We start from the raw sequence: 16181 nt of genomic DNA on the forward strand, positions 1-16181 counted from the left end.
TGCCATATTTAACAGCTTGATGCTTCAACATTTCCTGGAAACGATAATGACTCAAAGTGACCATGCTCTTAGCTGTTTTAGTCGCTAAAGCATTTTTTTTCTCAATCTACACTACCAGCTTTTACCTAATTATTCAAGAAGTTTCTAGAAAATCATTTACTTTGTATCAACAGCCTCTGAAATATTTCACCCAATATACAACAAGCCAGCTTCGGGGTTCCCGGAACTTACGCTTGAGTCTTGGACGCTGCCAAGAATAGGGTATCACGCGATCGCCCTTTAATCTGTTCCTGATTTTTATTTGCAGTTTGGCATTCCGGGCGATCGAGCTTTATTCAAAACTAAATCACCTACCCGAACGAGTTTCCAGATCCCAATTAATTAATTCATTGGTCTTGACAAATCCGGCGATTTGTGGACTAGGCTCCCAAATGACATTTTGTTGCCCAAAGTTAGGAAGATTGCCTACATTCGCGGCAGGTCGATCGAGCAAAAGATCGCTAATTTGATAACTATCGCGACCCGCGATCGCCAGCGAGGTATCCGCCCCCATATTGCCTACAGGTTCGCCCCCATAGCTAGCATCCGTCAGCGGGTCGCCTTTCAAGGATTTAGCCGATGGCTTACGCCCCGCTACGCTACGACTTTCAGGATCTCCAGTCAGCAAATCGATGCTGCTAGCCCGAACATCTGCCGAGACAACTACCAGCGCAGGCGGAGTTGTTTGAATGAAACCGGGCGGCGGAACTTCCCTAATGATGTAACTACCTACCGGAACATTGCGGAAACTGTAATTGCCCTGACTGTCGCTAAAGTTACTGGCTTCGCCCGGATCTAAACGGCTGTTGTTATTGAGGTCAATGTAAATTTGGGTATTGGCGATCGGCGGTTCCCCGGGGTCTAGGCGACCGTTGGCGTTAAAATCGTTAAATTTCACACCGCTAATCGTACCAGTCACCAACACGTTGCCAAAGCTGAGATTGGTGGCATTTGTGCCGTTACCCACGGCGATCGGAGTCGGATTTGGCGTAGTTTGTCGGAAACCGGGCTGCGGGACTTCCCTCACCGAATAAATGCCTTGGGGCAAGTTGATAAAAGAGAAATTACCTTGGGGGTTTGTTAAAGTCGAAGGTTCGTTGGGATCTCGGACATTGTTGTTGTTGGTGTCGAGGTAAATCGGCCAGTTGGCAACTCTCGGTTCAGTCGGTTCGTTGACACCGTTAGCGTTGAGGTCGTTGAACTTAAAGCCGCTGATGCTGCCGGTGGGGAAATTGTTGCCGAAATTGACCCCGACAGCGTTGGTATTGCCCGTAATGTCGATCGACCCTGGATTTGGCGTAGTCTGTATCCATCCCGGTTGCTGAACTTCCCTCACCAAATACCGGCCCGGGGAAACATTGGCAAAAGTGTAGTTGCCTTGGGGGTTTGTGATGGTATTGGGTTCCCCCGGATCTAACCTGTTGTTGGCGTTGAGGTCGAGGTAAATTTGCCAGTTAACCAGAGGCGGATCTGTCGCGTCTCGGACACTGTTGGCATTGAGGTCATTGTATTTGAGACCGCTGATGCTGCCGACAAAAAACACATTGCCAAAGTTAATATCTGTGGTGGTCACATTGGAAGTAACGTTAACCGGGCCCGGGTCGGGGGTAGTTTGGCGAAAACCCGGTTGCTGGACTTCTCTCACCAAATATGTATTTGCAGGAATATTGACAAAAGCGTAATTCCCTTGAAGGTTTGTAATAGTAGAAGGTTCGCCACCGTCTAGCCGATTGTTGCGGTTGAGGTCGAGGTAAATCTGCCAGTTAGCTAGGGGCGGTTCCCCCGGATCGAGGCGAGCATTGCTGTTGATGTCGTTGAATTTTGTACCTGCGATCGTCCCAGCGTTGAAATTATTGCCAAAATTAATATTGCTAGCATTTGTCCCGCTGGTTATTGTTATGGGTGCGGGATTCGGGGTAGTTTGGCGAAAGTTCGGCTGCTGGACTTCCCTAACTTGATAAGTTCCCGGTGGCAGGTTGGCAAAGATGTAGTTGCCTTGGGCGTTGGTGAGGGTCGAAGGTTCACCGCCGTCGATCCGGTTGTTGTTGTTGAGGTCGAGGTAGATTTGCCAGTTGGGAATTGGCACATCACTGCCGTCGGGCCGCCCGTTGGCGTTGAAGTCGTTGTATTTGTTGCCGCTGATGCTGCCGACTTGGAAGTTGCCGATGTTGACATTGCCGATGTCTATTTGGCTAGCGGTTCTGGTGGGGTTGCTGGATTCGGTCATGGTGTTGGTGGGGCCCAATGAACGCGGTTTAATCTTTGCTCTACGGCAATCTAGCAGTTTTTTTGCCAATTGCAGCTATTTTAGGGGATTAATTTTTTTATCAAAGGGAAGGACTGGGAATCAAAAATGCCCTCTGGGCCCAGAGGGCCCGATGCCCGATGCCCGATGCCCGATGCCCCATGCCCCATGCCCGATGCCCCATGCCCCATGCCCCATCCCTCCGCTTCGCTCCGCCCAATTTTTGCCAGATTTGATGTACGATCGCTACCAAGTTTTGTATCGGTCGAATTTCCCATGTCCCAAAACCTGACAGCAAGCTGGAATAAAGCCCGCGAAGTTCCGAGTTTACTCCTCGGCTGGAGTTTGTGCGGTTTATTGGCACTGGGCGCGATCGCCTCTACTCCTGCTAATGCACAGCTACCAACATCTGAACCAGGCAATAATAACAGCCCGATCGCCCAAACAGGTGCGATCGTCCGCCCCGCGCTCAAAATCGGCAGTCGCGGCTCAGATGTTACCGAACTCCAAGCTGCTCTTAAATTATTGGGATTTTATAACGGCGAGGTAGACGGGATTTTCTCGCAAAGCACCGCTAGAGCTGTGTCTCAGTTTCAGGAAGCAGCAGGCATCGCCCCAGACGGCATAGTCGGTCAAAATACTTGGAACCGGCTGTTTCCAGCGACTCCAGAGGCTAGTGTTGAAAAGCCGATCGCCAACGCTCCTGCAACCCCCGAAAACTCGGAGATTAGCCCTCAACCGCAGCCCACCAATTTTCCTGTTTTGAGAAGACGAATGCGGGGGCCGGCAGTCAGAGAGTTGCAAGAGCGACTGAGGGCCAAGGGATTTTTGCGCGCGAGTGCTGACGGCGTGTTCGGGCGCGAAACTGAAGTTGCTGTCAAGGCTGCTCAACGAAAATATCAACTACCAGCAGACGGCATTGTCGGCCGCGCTACTTGGGAAGCCCTGCTGCGTTGAGAGCAAACAAATCTTGCCGGATATGCACATTGGGAGATCTGGCGATCGTACAAATTGTTAATAATCGATTTCTGAAGTATTTCGGTGCGTCAAAAAGTGTCAAGTTTCGTAAACAAAGTAGAGTTAGTGCAGAATTGGTGTTAGTTTAAATACATGAGGGGCAGAAACCAAGCAGCACAAAAAACTTGGATAAAAAATTTGAATTAGAGTGTTTGTCCCGCTCGGCTCTAGTTCGCAGGCAACGCCTGAATCGTGTAGTTTATTAGCAGATAAAAGAAAGGTTGATATTGCGCTCGGAATTTGTGAAATAGCTTGAGGCGATTTGAGAAATCGACAGTTATCAAGTTAAAATTGCGATCGCACAATCAAACACAGAAGTCTGAATAGGCTCCGCTAATAGCTAGCTCGATCGCAGAGCAGTTGCCAAAAAGTCCACCTTAGTAGTAGTTGTTTGCTGAATTTCAGCAGAGCTAAAAACCCACTTGAATCAATTTAACTCACAAATGTTTTAGGGTCTGGCATCCGATATGCTAGGCCCTAAAATAGTTGACAGTTGACAGTTGACAGTTGACAGTTGGTAGTGGACAGTTGACAAACTAATAGACCTCTTGCAAAAGTTCTTTTAATAAAATTTTGGAACGGGCAAGATGCCCGTTTCACAAGAAAAAACATTTTTTTTGGAACGGGCATCTTGCCCGTCCTAGTTATTTTTGGAAGATATCAACTGACAACTGACAACTGTCAACTGTCAACTGTCATTTGATATCTTCGATCCGAGCATTCAAGCCATTAGCGGTGAGAATTTGTAGCAATTCTTCAGCTTTTTCGCGTTCTTGAAAAACACCAGCTTGAATCACCGATCGCCCGTTGGTAAAAGTCCGAAAAGCATCGGGAACCAAAGATAGCATTTTTTGTCGATCGCCCGAACTCTCGGCATCCACCACAACTCGATACCGGAAACCTAAAGCAGAAGCTCGATCGAGCCTCGGCGAACTCTCGGAATCGGGCAGAGAATTCCCCCCTAAACCAGCAGGTACGTAGCCACCCCTTCCTAGAGGAATGTTGCGGCCCGGAACCGGCAATTTACCCTCAGAAGTAACCGCACTCGAACTATCAAAATTAGGCGGAATCATTGGTTGCTGTACCGAACTTTCTAGAACCGATCTAGCATCTGGATCGGGTACAGGAATTGCGATCGCCCCTGTTCCTTCAGCAGCAGAATCGGCGTTTCTCGGAGGAAGCAGAGGCCGCAACTGAGTGCTGGCCGGTGCCGGTCGCCTGGAAACTGGCGCTGGTGGCGCAATTGGCGCTCTTTCAACTCTGGGAGTTAGCCGCCCGGGAGTGTAAGCAGGGAGAGAAGTTTCTGGGCCGCCGATACTCGAAGGTCGATCGACCCTTAGCTGCAAAGCAGTTCCCGCAATGGGTGGAGGCGGGCTAAAAGTTCCCGCCACATCAACCGATCCCGTCGTCCGATTGCTCAACAATTGATTGCCGTAAGCGGGGATGACTTGACCTTTCGCCGCATTGTTTATATCGTACTGGCCGTTATTGCGAATCACATTCCCCCCCGGTTCCGCCGAAGTTCCCAAATCTGGCAGAGCTCTGGATATCGCCACAATTCCATCTCGGCGATTGCTTTCGATATAATTGTTGCGAAGTATCGGTCTGGCATCAGCTTGCACCACCACGCCGTCTTTATTCCGAGTAATTTTGTTGCCGATTAACAAAGGCGAAGCGTTCTGGGCGACATTCACCCCAAATCCGGTGTCTTCAAACACATTATCTCGAACTTCCGGGCGAGACTCCCCAAAAATCGTAATCCCGTTAGCTCCATTTTTCGAGAAAAAATTCCCGCCAATCGTCGGCCTTCCAGTACCAACTACCGAAATGCCGTCGTGAGTGCTACCTGAAAAAGTATTGTTAACAACCGTCGGAGAACTCGATTCGATCCACAAAGCGTAACCGCGATAGTTGGTATTTGTTACCGTCACCCCGCTGAGTCCGGCCCCGTCTGCGCCTAAAATCGCGATATTTTGACCAGCCGAAGTCGGACTGATAAACTCTCCTCCGCCTTTGATGACAATATTTTGGCCGCGAGTGTTGGGATTTCCTTGAACAGTCACGCTGGGCCTGAGCATTAATGGAAATTTTTCGCCGCTTTGAGCGCTGTAAGTACCGGGCGCTAGTAAAATCGCGGTTTTCGGCGGGGCGACGCTGAGGGCGTAGGTGAGGGTTTTGAACGGCGCTCCATCGCTGCCATTACCTGCTGTGTCGCTGCCACCGCTGGAACTCACGTAGAGTATGTTAATGTCGCTGTCTGGCGCTTGGGAAAGTAGCTGCACGGAGCCGGTCTCGACAGCGATCGCCGAGGATTGAGGGTGGCAAAAAGCCGTGCTGGCAAAGACGAGGAGCAGGCAAGAACTTAAACTCTTGCTTGGCAATCGACTTTTTTTGCACTTGCTCTGTTTGGAATTTAGGATCATAAAAAAACACAATTTATCTTTGAGCCAAATTTCGCATCCCGTGTTTCGTGTCGGGTTTGCGCGATCGCAGTTTAATGTCACCCACCTGCTGGGGTTTTCTGCTGTTAATCTTTTGTTTTGTCCTGCTAACCTAACGGCTTTCCTCCGAAGTGTGGTAGGCAACTTAAGGATTCCACTTTTATCGAGTTTGCTCTATTATGCTTTGTTTTCTTGAAATTCTATAAAACTTAAAAATTTGTCAAATTTAGATCCATTGATGGCAAAATTAGGTCGATCGCCTTCACCACAATCTTGAGGGCATGGGAGAATGTAGCAGTTTGACTGCTAGCACTTAGTTTAATCAAGGTGGTTCTGATTGACATCCTCCCCGCCTTCTTAACGGCGAGGATTCCTAAGCATCACTACTTAGGTTTCTGCTTCTTCCCTTTGAGGGGTTTCGCACCAGCCTTAACAGATTTACTCTGTTCGGGTCTGACGGTCGCTCCACAGACTGATACGGCAAGTCCTGCCGCCAAAATGTTTTTTGCCGCATTGATATCTCGATCGTGGTGCGTTTTACACTGAGGGCAATCCCACTCCCTGATATTCAACGGCAGATTTTCAACGATGTGACCGCAATTGCCACACCGTTTTGAACTCGGAAACCATCTGTCAATCTTGATTAAAGTACGACCGTACCAATCGCACTTGTATTCAAGTTGCCTGACCAATTCACCCCAACTTGCATCGCTTATAGCTAGGGCTAGTTTCCGGTTCTTGACCATATTCTTCACAGCTAAATTCTCGACGGCGATGGTTTGGTTCTCGCGCACCAACCGCGTTGTTAACTTGTGAAGGTTATCTTTTCTTGCATCGGCGATTTCTTGATGCACTCTCGCTACTTTAATCCGTGCTTTGTCTCGGTTGTTTGACCCTTTGAGCTTTCGGTTTAAAGCTTTATGCGCTCTTCTCAACTTGCGATATTTTACCTTGAATCCTTTGGGATTGGCAATCTTTTCGCCCGTACTAAGAGCAAGTAAACTTGTAATGCCCAAGTCAATACCAACTTGATTGCCTGAAGGAGGTAACGCCTCAATCTCAACATCCACCAATAGAGAAACCGACCACCTGCCAGACGGGGAAAGCTTTACGGTGATAGTTGATGGTGTCGCACTCGTCGGCAATGTTCGGCTCCAGCGAATAGGCAATGCTTGCGCGCATTTTGCTAAATAGACTTGTCCATTCTTGAACTTAAATGCCGACTTGGTGAACTCTGCACTACCACCGTTTCGTTTTTTTTTAAGTTAGGATACTTTGCCCGCCCATCAAAAAAGTTAGTGTAAGCAGTTTGTAAGTGACGCAAACACTGCTGTAACGGTACGCAACTAACTTCGTTGAGAAAATCTAGTTCTTCAGTTTTCTTCCATTCTGTTAGCATACTAGAAGTCTCAGCATACCCTACTCGTTTTTGGTCTTTGTACCATGCCTCGGTTCTTACAGCCAAGGCACGGTTATATACTAAACGAGCGCAACCCATTGTCCGTCGCAACAAACTTTCTTGTTCCGGCGTTGGGTAGAATCGATAGCTGAAGGCTTTTAGTGTCATATTTACAGTCTAGCATTTCGATTGTGATATTACGCTAGACTCAATGTAAAATCTTTGTAAAGCCGTCGTAGAACGACGGGGTTTCTACCAATTTTTCTGAATGACCGAGAAACAAAACAGAACTTTACCGGCACAGCCAGCCCTCTGCCGGATTTTAGATGCAAATCTAGATCGATCGCGCGAAGGGTTGAGAATTATTGAAGAATGGTGCAGGTTTGGTCTCAACAGCGCCGATTTAGCCCTCGTGTGCAAGCAATTGCGCCAGGAATTGGCTTTTTGGCACACCCCAGAATTACGCAGCGCTAGGGATACGCCGGCAGATCCGGGTACGGAGTTGACTCACCCGCAGGAAGAACAGCGTGGCAGCATTCAGCAGCTACTGGCGGCGAATTTTTGTCGGGTGGAGGAAGCTTTGCGGGTACTGGAAGAGTACGGTAAAGTTTACGATCCGGTATACTCTCGAAAGCGATTTGCTGGCTTACCGGCGCTACCAACAGTTACTTCGATCGCAGTTATACCTTGTAACCTCCCCCAAATACAACTTTTTAACAATCGTGGAAGCTGCTTTGCAAGGCGGAGTGACGTTGGTGCAGTACCGCGACAAAGCCTCAGACGACGGGGTAAAGCTGGCGAATGTGCGGCAGCTTTGCGAACTTTGTCACCGCTACGATGCTTTGTTGATTGTGAACGATCGCGTGGATTTGGCGATCGCCGCGGATGCTGACGGCGTACACTTAGGACAGCAAGATTTGTCTGTAGCGGAAGCGCGCAAGTTGCTCGGCCCGGGACGGATCATCGGTAGTTCCACGACGAATAGCGAAGAAATGCAGCGAGCGATTGATGCGGGAGCAGATTATATTGGAGTTGGGCCAGTTTACGAAACTCCAACGAAGGCAAACAAGCCGGCGACGGGTTTGGACTACGTGCGGTATGCTGCTAGTAAGTCGCCTGTTCCTTGGTTTGCGATCGGCGGAATTGACATCAACAACCTCGATGAAGTGTTGAATGCCGGAGCTCAAAGGGTTGCCACAGTGCGATCGATTATGGATGCAGAACAGCCTACTTTAGTCACGCAATTTTTCATCTCGCAGTTGATTCGGATGCAGCATCTGAAAGCTCAGAAAGCTTTGCAGGCGACAACCTAGGTTGATTGGCGATTTATCGGGCGGGTTTCGTGCACGAATTCTGTGGATAAAATATAATTTTTGTACAAAACCCGCCCTGAAACTGATAATATTTGAGTGATGACAAATCAAATTGCGCTGCAAGTTAACGGAGAAAATCGCAATTGTGCGATCGACACACCGTTACCAAAATTACTAGAACAATTAGGATTAAACCCGCGCTTAGTAGCTGTGGAGTACAACGGCGAAATCCTGCACAAACAATTTTGGGAAACCACAAAAATACAAGAGGGCGACATCCTAGAAGTTGTGACAATCGTCGGAGGAGGCTAACCGATAAGTTGTTGGGCTTCAGCCCTCTTCCAGGTAAGTTGTTGGGCTTCAGCCCTCTTCCAGGTACGTTGTTGGGCTTCAGCCCTCTTCCAGGTACGTTGTTGGGCTTCAGCCCTCTTCCAGGTACGTTGTTGGGCTTCAGCCCTCTTTCGACTTGTAAAAAAAGCAAATTACTAGCCTAACAACCCCATTTCTGGCTACGTACCTTAATTTGGAGGGCTAAAGCCCAACAACGTACCTGAATTTGGAGGGCTAAAGCCCAACAACGTACCTGAATTTGGAGGGCTAAAGCCCAACAACGTACCTGAATTTGGAGGGCTATATTATGAATTCCCAGGCAAAACCCAGGAACGCATAAAATTAAACTGCTACAGCTTCAGCCACAGGTGCTGCTACAACAGGATAAATACTGACTTTCTTGCGAGTCTTACCCTTTCTTTCAAAAGTCACCACACCATCAACCAAAGCAAAAAGAGTATCATCTCTGCCGATACCAACATTATTACCAGGGTGAACTTTCGTGCCGCGTTGACGAATCAAAATGTTGCCAGCTTTGACAACTTGACCGCCATACTTTTTGACACCCAGACGCTGAGAATTAGAATCGCGTCCGTTACGTGTACTGCCTGTACCTTTCTTGTGGGCCATAGTATCCTCAAACTGTATTTACTATTGTTTATTCTGATTCAATTTCGCCGGTTTGGGGAGCTTCAACAACTTCTTGAGTTAAATCTCTCGCTGCCAAAACAACACCATTGACTGTAATAGAGTCAATCATAAAACGAGTTGTTTCTTGACGGTGCCCTTTTTTCTTCCGAGTTTTCTTTTTCGGCTTCATCTTGTAGACGAGGACTTTGCGGCCCCGGAAATGCCGCAGCACAGTTCCTTCTACTGTGGCATTTTCTACCAGAGGCTGGCCGATGTGAACATCGTCTTCGTGCTGGATCAGAAATACTTTGTCGATCGTGACTTTGGATTCAGCTTCGACGTGAAGCAGTTCGATGTCGTAGAAGCGGCCTGGTTCTACCCGAAATTGTTTGCCGCCGGTTTCAATGATTGCGTAAGTCATGGGATGGTTGTTGAGATTGCCGTACAGGTAGCTGAGTAGTCAGTTGACAGTTGACAGTTGACAGTTGACAGTTGTCAATTGTTAATAACTTTTGGCTGTGGACTGCTCTCCAGCTTTTGGAATGTCTTAACCTGATCCGAGCCGGATTTAGACAGACAATCTACAATTATTGCTGATTCGGGTATTTTTGTCAAGTTAAAACGCACTTGATATTTTCTGATTTGGGACTTACGCATCAAAACCAAAGAAACCGGGTTTTTTCGGAGATCCTTCGTTACAGCCGACATCAAGGGCAAAAACCCGGTTTCTGACCACCTGTGCATAAGTCCTATTTTATTTATTTACGGAATGTTTAGAGAGTTGAATGTAGAATTTCTCAGACTCTCTATTCTAAAGCGCGGCGGGTAAAAATGGCAAATCGCATATTTAAACTCTTAACTACTGATATTAAAGAACTGTGTTCCGCCGAAGCAGCCGAGGGAATCGGAGAAGCAGGAAAAGCAGCCGCAGAATTGGCGAAAATGTTCAAAGAACAAGGGCTAGATAATAGCAATTTGCTGCTAGAAGTTTTGAACTCTCCCTTAGCTCAAGTTGTGGGAACTGGATTGCCATTTGTCGGGATGGCGGCGAAACTGCTAGTATTTTTCATGGAAAAAACTCAAGAGCAGCCGACTTTAGCTGAGTGCATTTTCCTCGTCAGTCAGGCGGCTTATCTCGAAAGTTTTAAGGGATTTATTGAACAAGACGCAAGCTTGTTAAATCGCATCGGGCAAACTCCAGTTTCTGATAAAGTCAAACAGTTGCTTAAGAAACTGGCGGATTTGGAATTGAGCGATAAAGCAGCTAAAGAAACTGTGATTTGCTTCCGCGATTCGATGTTAGCTCAGGAATTTAACGCAGTGCTGTCACAGCGGCTGGAACAAGCCGGACTAGAAGGCAGTCAAGCTAAGATTTTGACAAAGAGAGTTGCTGCTAATACTCACCGTTATTTAATCGAAGCTTGGGCAGTTTCCGGCGATGCTATGAAACATCTCGGACAGCCTTCTTTCAGCGAATGGCGGGAGGAACAGCAGAAATATCAAAGTATTGACGAATACCTGGAAGAGCAGATTGCCGATAAGCCAAAAGAAAAAGTATTTGCTGAAGAGTTTACATTTAAGGATATCTACGTACCGCTGAAGGCAAAGCCGATCGATAAAAATGGCAAGCCCATAAATGATGCAGCAGCTTTCGATTTAGAAACTTGGGCAAAGCAATTGCTTGAGGATGAACAGAAACAAGATATGGTGATGTTCGTCGAAGCTGGACCAGGACGCGGGAAAAGCGTTTTTTGTCGGATGTTTGCTGACTGGGTACGACAACATTTATTTCCAATTTGGACTCCGGTGTTAATTCGATTGCGAGATATTCCCAAATTGCAAAATAGTTTTCTGCAAACGCTTAAAGATGCGGTTAATGCGGGTTTTACTAGCGATAATGGCTGGTTGACGGATAGAAATACGCGATATTTGTTTTTCTTAGATGGCTTTGACGAGTTGCTGATGGAAGGGAGAAACAGCGGAGGCTTAGAGCAATTTCTCAAGCAAGTAGGGCAATTTCAGCGTGATTGTCAGCAGAGTTCGGAAATGGGACACCGAGTTTTGATTACTGGCAGAACTTTAGCTTTGCAAGGGATTGAAAGGCAAATGCCAGACAACTTGGAGCGAGTCCAAATTCAGGTGATGGATGACGAACTACAGAAACAGTGGTTGAGGAAATGGGAAGTGCAATTTGGGGCTGCAAAAACCTCAGCTTTTCAGCAGTTTTTGGAAGATGAATGCTGTCCTGAACAGGTGAAATCAGACTTGGCGCGAGAACCGCTATTGCTTTATCTGTTAGCAGCGATGCACCGGGATGGAATCTTGAAAGTTGAAAATTTTCAAGGAACTAACAGCACTCAAGCAAAAATTTTGATTTACAATCAAGCGGTGAATTGGGTACTCACTGAACAGCGGTCTAAATTGCTCAATCGCGATTTGACAGAATTGGAAACAGAGGATTTGCGGCGCATCTTGACAGAAGCAGGGTTGTGCGTGGTGCAGTCGGGAGGGGAATGCGCTTCTGTAGCGATGATTGAGGAACGATTGAAAGCAGATAACTCGGTTAAAGCATTACTTGAGGAAGCACAAAAACGGATTGGCGATAATCCGCTGAGAAATGCTTTGGCGGTTTTTTATCTTCAGCAAGGCAGTAAAGAAGGTTCTGTGGAGTTTGTACACAAGAGTTTTGGTGAATTTCTGTGTGCGGAACGATTGAAAGAAAGTCTGGAAGAGTGGACGGAACCGGGAAAGAAAGGTAGAGGATTTAATACTAAAGACTCTGATATGGATTGGGAGATTTATGATTTGTTGGGTTATGGGGCGCTGACGGCAGAAATTGTGGAATATTTGATGGGGTTGTTAACAACTCCGGTTGGTGCGGAGGAAGCAAGTCGGTTTCGCCCTATGGAGTTATTCCAGCGTCTGGAAGATTTTTATCAGCGGTGGTGCGATGGGGAATTTATTGATATGCTGCCGGAAAGTTTGCCTCAAAAGAAGCTGCGGCTGCTGCGAGGACAATTGAAAACTCAAGAATTAGGGCAGCGACAAATAGATATTTACGCTGGTTTGAATGTGATGATTTTGCTGTTGGAGTTGCACCGTTACGGTCAGCAGAGAGATGAATTGAAAGACACAATGGTGTTTTATCCCTGTGGGAAACCTAATACTGAAGGTAAACTCGACGATGCAAGTCGGTTGTTGCGTCTCATCGCTTATAGCTGTTGTGTTGGGGATTCTGGCTTTCTCCAAATTGTTGAAATATTTTTCAGCGGTGCAAACCTCAGCGGCGCAAACCTCGTCGGTGCAGACTTCTGGCACGCAAACCTCAGTGGGGTAAACTTCAGTGGTGCAAACCTCATCGGCGCAAACCTTATCGGCGCAAACCTCAGTGGGGTAAACTTCAGCGACGCAGACCTCAGCGACGCAAACCTCAGCCGCGCAAACCTCCACGACGCAAATTTCCGTGGCGCAGAACTCAGTGGGGTAAACTTCATTGGTGCAAACCTAAGTGGCCTAGACCTTATCGAGGCAAATCTCACCGAGGTAAACTTCAGTCGCGCAAATCTTAGCGAGGTAAACTTTAGTCGCGCAAATCTTAGCGAGGTAAACCTCAGCCACGCAAACCTCACCAATTGCACTTTTGGAGATATCCAATGGGATGAAAATACCAAGTGGGAGAATATTCGAGGTTTAGATATAACCGTTAATGTGCCAGAAGGGTTAAAGCAACAGCTAGGAATGCAGTAGAAACATTTTTCAAGGCTTGGCGGATCATTTTTATGAACAGGCAAGATGCCTGTTCCACAAAGAGTGGATTTTCTTGTGGGGTGGACATCTTGCCCGCCCCTAAAAGGCTTATTGATATACGAAGATCGATCGCACTTAATTCTATCCAAAAGCGCGATCTACCCAAAAGCGCGATCGCCCTTAACTCAAGCCACAGCAGCAGAACAGTTATTCGATCGCAATAATTCCAAAGCCTGCTGTCTTACCCTACCTTCCATCACCTCAGTTTGCAAGGTAATAAAAGCCTCAAAATCTTCTAAACCGTACTTAGTCATCTGCAACTGCTGGCGCAACAGTTCCTCGGCCTCAACCGTTAAATAACCCGTTTCCAAAGCTTTTCGGACAATTGTACTGATTAAACTCATAGTAATTTCACCCTGAAGACACGCACGTTATAAACAATGGAGTTTTATCACTTGACCAACTCTACATTGAGTTTGTTTCAAAATTACCTTGAAATACGGTTAAATCTACCTTAAGGCGTACTTGAGGGTAGTAGCTTTTGATACACACAACTCTAGGAATTTTAACTTTAGACCGGATAAAACAAGTATATTTACTTGGTATTTAACAACAGTCGCCATTCTCTGACACCAAAAGGAGGAACCAGCAACCCAGTTTCTTTTTCACCTTTCACAGGCAAACTCAACCTTAAAGGTTGATTGCTTTCCAGTTGTATAATTATTGATTTAAAATCATATTCTCCGACATTGATCGGCAAATCCGACTCGCTCCAAATATCCTTGGCTTTACCAATTTTGCGATCGCCCGCAGCAACAGTTAGCGCTACAGGATGCTGCAATTCTGTGCCGGGAAATCCTACTAATCTCAGGTTAAAGGAGTTTACCAATCCCGACTGTACTCGCTTATACAAAACCACTTGCCATGCTCTATCATGAGTGTCGCGCAGGCTTTGTACGGAGCGGAACATTACTCTGTCTGCTCTTTCTGGATATTTGTGAATTGAGGCGAAGGCGGGCGGGCTAATAGCTAGGATTAGATACAAGCACAAGCTAATAATAGTTATAATCTGGCGCCAAAAATCATTTTTTTTCATATTTAATACTTCCAACGAAGGTTCGGTTCGTAGTGAGGACTTTAGTCCTTCTTATTTCCAATCAGTTTCGGCTTGAGATAACACGTAGGCGGAAACATCAATAATTTGTTGTTCCGACAAACGATCTTTGTAAGCGGGCATGATACCTTTACCGTTGGTTACTAAATTTGAAATATTGGCGATTGAATCCATGCCGTATTTTTTTAAGGCTTTTTGTTTCAAGTTTTTGCCGCGCCTGATAATGTTGCTACCGTTGATGTGACAGCCTGCACAGTTGGTGCTGAAGACTTCGGGGGCGGTTGCGGTTGGCGGAGTTGTCGCTGTATCTGCGATCGCACTTTGGGAATTAGTGGCAATTTCTGCAAATGCCAGTGTCAGTATTAATAGGATGAGGGTGAGGATTTTTTTTAAGTTATTTGGCGAAATCATTTATTTGCAATTTTCTAATTACTGCTAGATTTGATGATAGCACTAAATCCATAACCGGAACAGGCAAGATGCCTGTTCCACAAAGAGTTAATTTTTATTCTATTTGTGGGTAGGGCTTCTAGCCCGCCCGAAAGGCTATATATTCATTCTTCCCAGTCGAAGGTGCGCGTAACTGCTTTTTTCCAAAACCGATATTTTTGCTCCCGAAGTGCGATCGACATTTGGGGTTCCCAAATACAATCCACCGCCCAATTATCCCGCAATTCGGCTAGTTGGCTCCAAAAACCCACCGCCAAACCAGCCGCATAAGCCGCACCCAGGGCAGTAGTTTCCGCTACCACAGGCCGCACCACAGGCACTCCCAAAACATCGCTTTGAAACTGCATTAGCGTGTGATTTCCCACCATCCCACCGTCTACTTTTAAAGATAAAAGCTGCACCCCAGAATCCTGATTCATCGCATCCAATACTTCCCGCGTTTGCCAAGCTGTCGCTTCCAATACTGCGCGCGCAATATGTGCCTTAGTTGCGTAGCGAGTTAAACCTGCAATTACTCCCCGCGCGCTGTCTTGCCAATAGGGCGCGTAGAGTCCAGAAAAAGCAGGTACAATGTAAACTCCGCCACTATCTTCGACGGTATTTGCTAATGTTTCTACTTCCGCAGATGTGTTGATGATGCCCAAGTTGTCGCGCAGCCACTGGACTAATGCTCCGGCGATCGCAATACTGCCTTCTAAAGCATACACAGCGGGCGATTCTCCCATCTTGTAGGCGACTGTTGTCAGCAATCCGTGGTTTGAAGGGACGATCGCCTCACCAGTATTCAGCAGCATAAAACAGCCCGTACCGTAGGTATTTTTCGCCTCCCCAACACTGAAACAAGTTTGCCCAACCAAAGCTGCCTGCTGATCTCCCAAAGCAGCAGCAATCGGAACATTTTCGAGCAATCCTTTTGCAAGTCCAAAAACTTGACTGGAAGGGCGAATTTCTGGCAACATCCGGCGGGGAATTCCCATGATTTCCAAAGTTTCCGCATCCCAATCGAGGGTTTGCAAATCCATCAGCATTGTGCGGCTGGCGTTGGTAACATCGGTAATGTGCGTGCCTCCTGTCATATGCCAAATTATAAAAGAATCGACATTGCCAAAAATCGCATCACCTCGATTCGCCGCTTCCCGCAATCCAGCGATATTGTCCAGCATCCACTTAATTTTGGGGCCGCTGAAATAAGTTGCTAGCGGTAAACCGCAGCGCGATCTAAATCGATCTTTGCCGTCAACTTCTGCTAAGCTAGTACAAATTTGGTGAGTGCGGGTATCTTGCCAAACAATCGCATTTCCGTAGGATTTTCCCGTATTCTTATCCCAAACAATAGCAGTCTCGCGCTGGTTGGTAATGGGAGCATCCCACTTTTTGACTAAGTAGAAACACCTAGCTTGATGTCATTATTTAAATACGCACATCTCAGTCTTAAAATTTGAGGCACATTTTTTTC

Annotated in this window: 12 protein-coding genes and 2 pseudogenes; 4 read left to right on the top strand and 10 right to left on the bottom strand. The window is 46.9% G+C overall.

What is annotated here, in order from left to right:
* Positions 1-346 precede the first annotated feature (346 nt).
* Positions 347-2266: an SdrD B-like domain-containing protein gene (locus JGK07_RS20450; RefSeq protein ID WP_293211137.1), complete on the bottom strand. Its 1920-nt coding sequence runs from the start codon at positions 2264-2266 to the stop codon at positions 347-349.
* 126 nt (positions 2267-2392) lie between these two features.
* On the opposite strand from JGK07_RS20450, the gene JGK07_RS20455 reads away from it, so the two are divergent.
* Positions 2393-3241 carry a peptidoglycan-binding protein gene (locus JGK07_RS20455; RefSeq protein ID WP_293231112.1) on the top strand — a complete coding sequence of 283 codons (849 nt, stop codon included), beginning with the start codon at positions 2393-2395 and terminating at the stop codon, positions 3239-3241.
* Between the two features lie 755 nt (positions 3242-3996).
* Here JGK07_RS20455 and JGK07_RS20460 read toward each other — a convergent pair.
* The 3 genes and pseudogenes from JGK07_RS20460 to JGK07_RS20470 all read right to left on the bottom strand — a co-directional run bounded on the left by JGK07_RS20460 (position 3997) and on the right by JGK07_RS20470 (position 7309).
* Positions 3997-5886, bottom strand: coding sequence for a DUF1565 domain-containing protein (locus JGK07_RS20460; protein WP_293242708.1), 1890 nt, complete (start codon positions 5884-5886; stop codon positions 3997-3999).
* 65 nt (positions 5887-5951) lie between these two features.
* Complete coding sequence (locus JGK07_RS20465) at positions 5952-6086, bottom strand: hypothetical protein (protein ID WP_293189764.1); 135 nt, start codon at positions 6084-6086, stop codon at positions 5952-5954.
* A 39-nt stretch (positions 6087-6125) separates the two neighbouring features.
* Positions 6126-7309, bottom strand: a pseudogene (locus tag JGK07_RS20470) (RNA-guided endonuclease TnpB family protein).
* A 100-nt stretch (positions 7310-7409) separates the two neighbouring features.
* Here JGK07_RS20470 and JGK07_RS20475 point away from each other — a divergent pair.
* Both JGK07_RS20475 and thiS read left to right on the top strand, forming a co-directional pair.
* Positions 7410-8454, top strand: a pseudogene (locus JGK07_RS20475) (thiamine phosphate synthase).
* 99 nt (positions 8455-8553) lie between these two features.
* Positions 8554-8766 (top strand): sulfur carrier protein ThiS, encoded by a 213-nt coding sequence (thiS, locus tag JGK07_RS20480; protein WP_293189766.1) that lies wholly within the window; start codon positions 8554-8556, stop codon positions 8764-8766.
* A 360-nt stretch (positions 8767-9126) separates the two neighbouring features.
* Here the strand turns inward: thiS and rpmA are convergent, their stop codons facing one another.
* Together rpmA and rplU are read right to left on the bottom strand one after the other, a co-directional pair.
* Complete coding sequence (rpmA, locus tag JGK07_RS20485; protein ID WP_193973153.1) at positions 9127-9414, bottom strand: 50S ribosomal protein L27; 288 nt, start codon at positions 9412-9414, stop codon at positions 9127-9129.
* 28 nt (positions 9415-9442) lie between these two features.
* A complete protein-coding gene (gene rplU / locus JGK07_RS20490) occupies positions 9443-9835 on the bottom strand; it encodes a 50S ribosomal protein L21 (protein ID WP_293175726.1) in 393 nt (130 codons plus the stop codon).
* A gap of 410 nt (positions 9836-10245) precedes the next feature.
* Between rplU and JGK07_RS20495 the strand changes: the two genes are divergently transcribed.
* On the top strand, positions 10246-13161 hold the full coding sequence (locus JGK07_RS20495) for a pentapeptide repeat-containing protein (RefSeq protein ID WP_293225669.1): 2916 nt from the start codon (positions 10246-10248) through the stop codon (positions 13159-13161).
* A gap of 185 nt (positions 13162-13346) precedes the next feature.
* Here the strand turns inward: JGK07_RS20495 and JGK07_RS20500 are convergent, their stop codons facing one another.
* The 4 genes from JGK07_RS20500 to glpK form a co-directional block, all read right to left on the bottom strand.
* On the bottom strand, positions 13347-13565 hold the full coding sequence (locus tag JGK07_RS20500) for a hypothetical protein (protein WP_293175722.1): 219 nt from the start codon (positions 13563-13565) through the stop codon (positions 13347-13349).
* A 191-nt stretch (positions 13566-13756) separates the two neighbouring features.
* Complete coding sequence (locus JGK07_RS20505) at positions 13757-14257, bottom strand: DUF3122 domain-containing protein (RefSeq protein WP_293175719.1); 501 nt, start codon at positions 14255-14257, stop codon at positions 13757-13759.
* Positions 14258-14308: 51 nt separating this feature from the next.
* Positions 14309-14686, bottom strand: coding sequence for a c-type cytochrome (locus JGK07_RS20510; RefSeq protein WP_293175717.1), 378 nt, complete (start codon positions 14684-14686; stop codon positions 14309-14311).
* A gap of 143 nt (positions 14687-14829) precedes the next feature.
* Entirely contained in the window at positions 14830-16083 is a 1254-nt protein-coding gene (gene glpK / locus JGK07_RS20515; RefSeq protein WP_366934316.1) for a glycerol kinase GlpK, read from the bottom strand.
* Positions 16084-16181: the final 98 nt, after the last annotated feature.

The sequence above is a fragment of the Microcoleus sp. PH2017_24_DOB_U_A genome, assembly GCF_020738205.1.
In the GTDB taxonomy this organism is placed as follows: domain Bacteria; phylum Cyanobacteriota; class Cyanobacteriia; order Cyanobacteriales; family Microcoleaceae; genus Microcoleus.

What these genes read in the sequence shown, in the direction of transcription:
- JGK07_RS20450 (WP_293211137.1), bottom strand. Translation starts at nt 2,266, where the DNA reads ATGACCGAATCCAGCAACCCCACCAGAACCGCTAGCCAAATAGACATC.
- JGK07_RS20455 (WP_293231112.1), top strand. Translation starts at nt 2,393, where the DNA reads ATGCCCTCTGGGCCCAGAGGGCCCGATGCCCGATGCCCGATGCCCGAT.
- JGK07_RS20465 (WP_293189764.1), bottom strand. Translation starts at nt 6,086, where the DNA reads ATGTCAATCAGAACCACCTTGATTAAACTAAGTGCTAGCAGTCAAACT.
- thiS (WP_293189766.1), top strand. Translation starts at nt 8,554, where the DNA reads ATGACAAATCAAATTGCGCTGCAAGTTAACGGAGAAAATCGCAATTGT.
- rpmA (WP_193973153.1), bottom strand. Translation starts at nt 9,414, where the DNA reads ATGGCCCACAAGAAAGGTACAGGCAGTACACGTAACGGACGCGATTCT.
- rplU (WP_293175726.1), bottom strand. Translation starts at nt 9,835, where the DNA reads ATGACTTACGCAATCATTGAAACCGGCGGCAAACAATTTCGGGTAGAA.
- JGK07_RS20495 (WP_293225669.1), top strand. Translation starts at nt 10,246, where the DNA reads ATGGCAAATCGCATATTTAAACTCTTAACTACTGATATTAAAGAACTG.
- JGK07_RS20500 (WP_293175722.1), bottom strand. Translation starts at nt 13,565, where the DNA reads ATGAGTTTAATCAGTACAATTGTCCGAAAAGCTTTGGAAACGGGTTAT.
- JGK07_RS20505 (WP_293175719.1), bottom strand. Translation starts at nt 14,257, where the DNA reads ATGAAAAAAAATGATTTTTGGCGCCAGATTATAACTATTATTAGCTTG.
- JGK07_RS20510 (WP_293175717.1), bottom strand. Translation starts at nt 14,686, where the DNA reads ATGATTTCGCCAAATAACTTAAAAAAAATCCTCACCCTCATCCTATTA.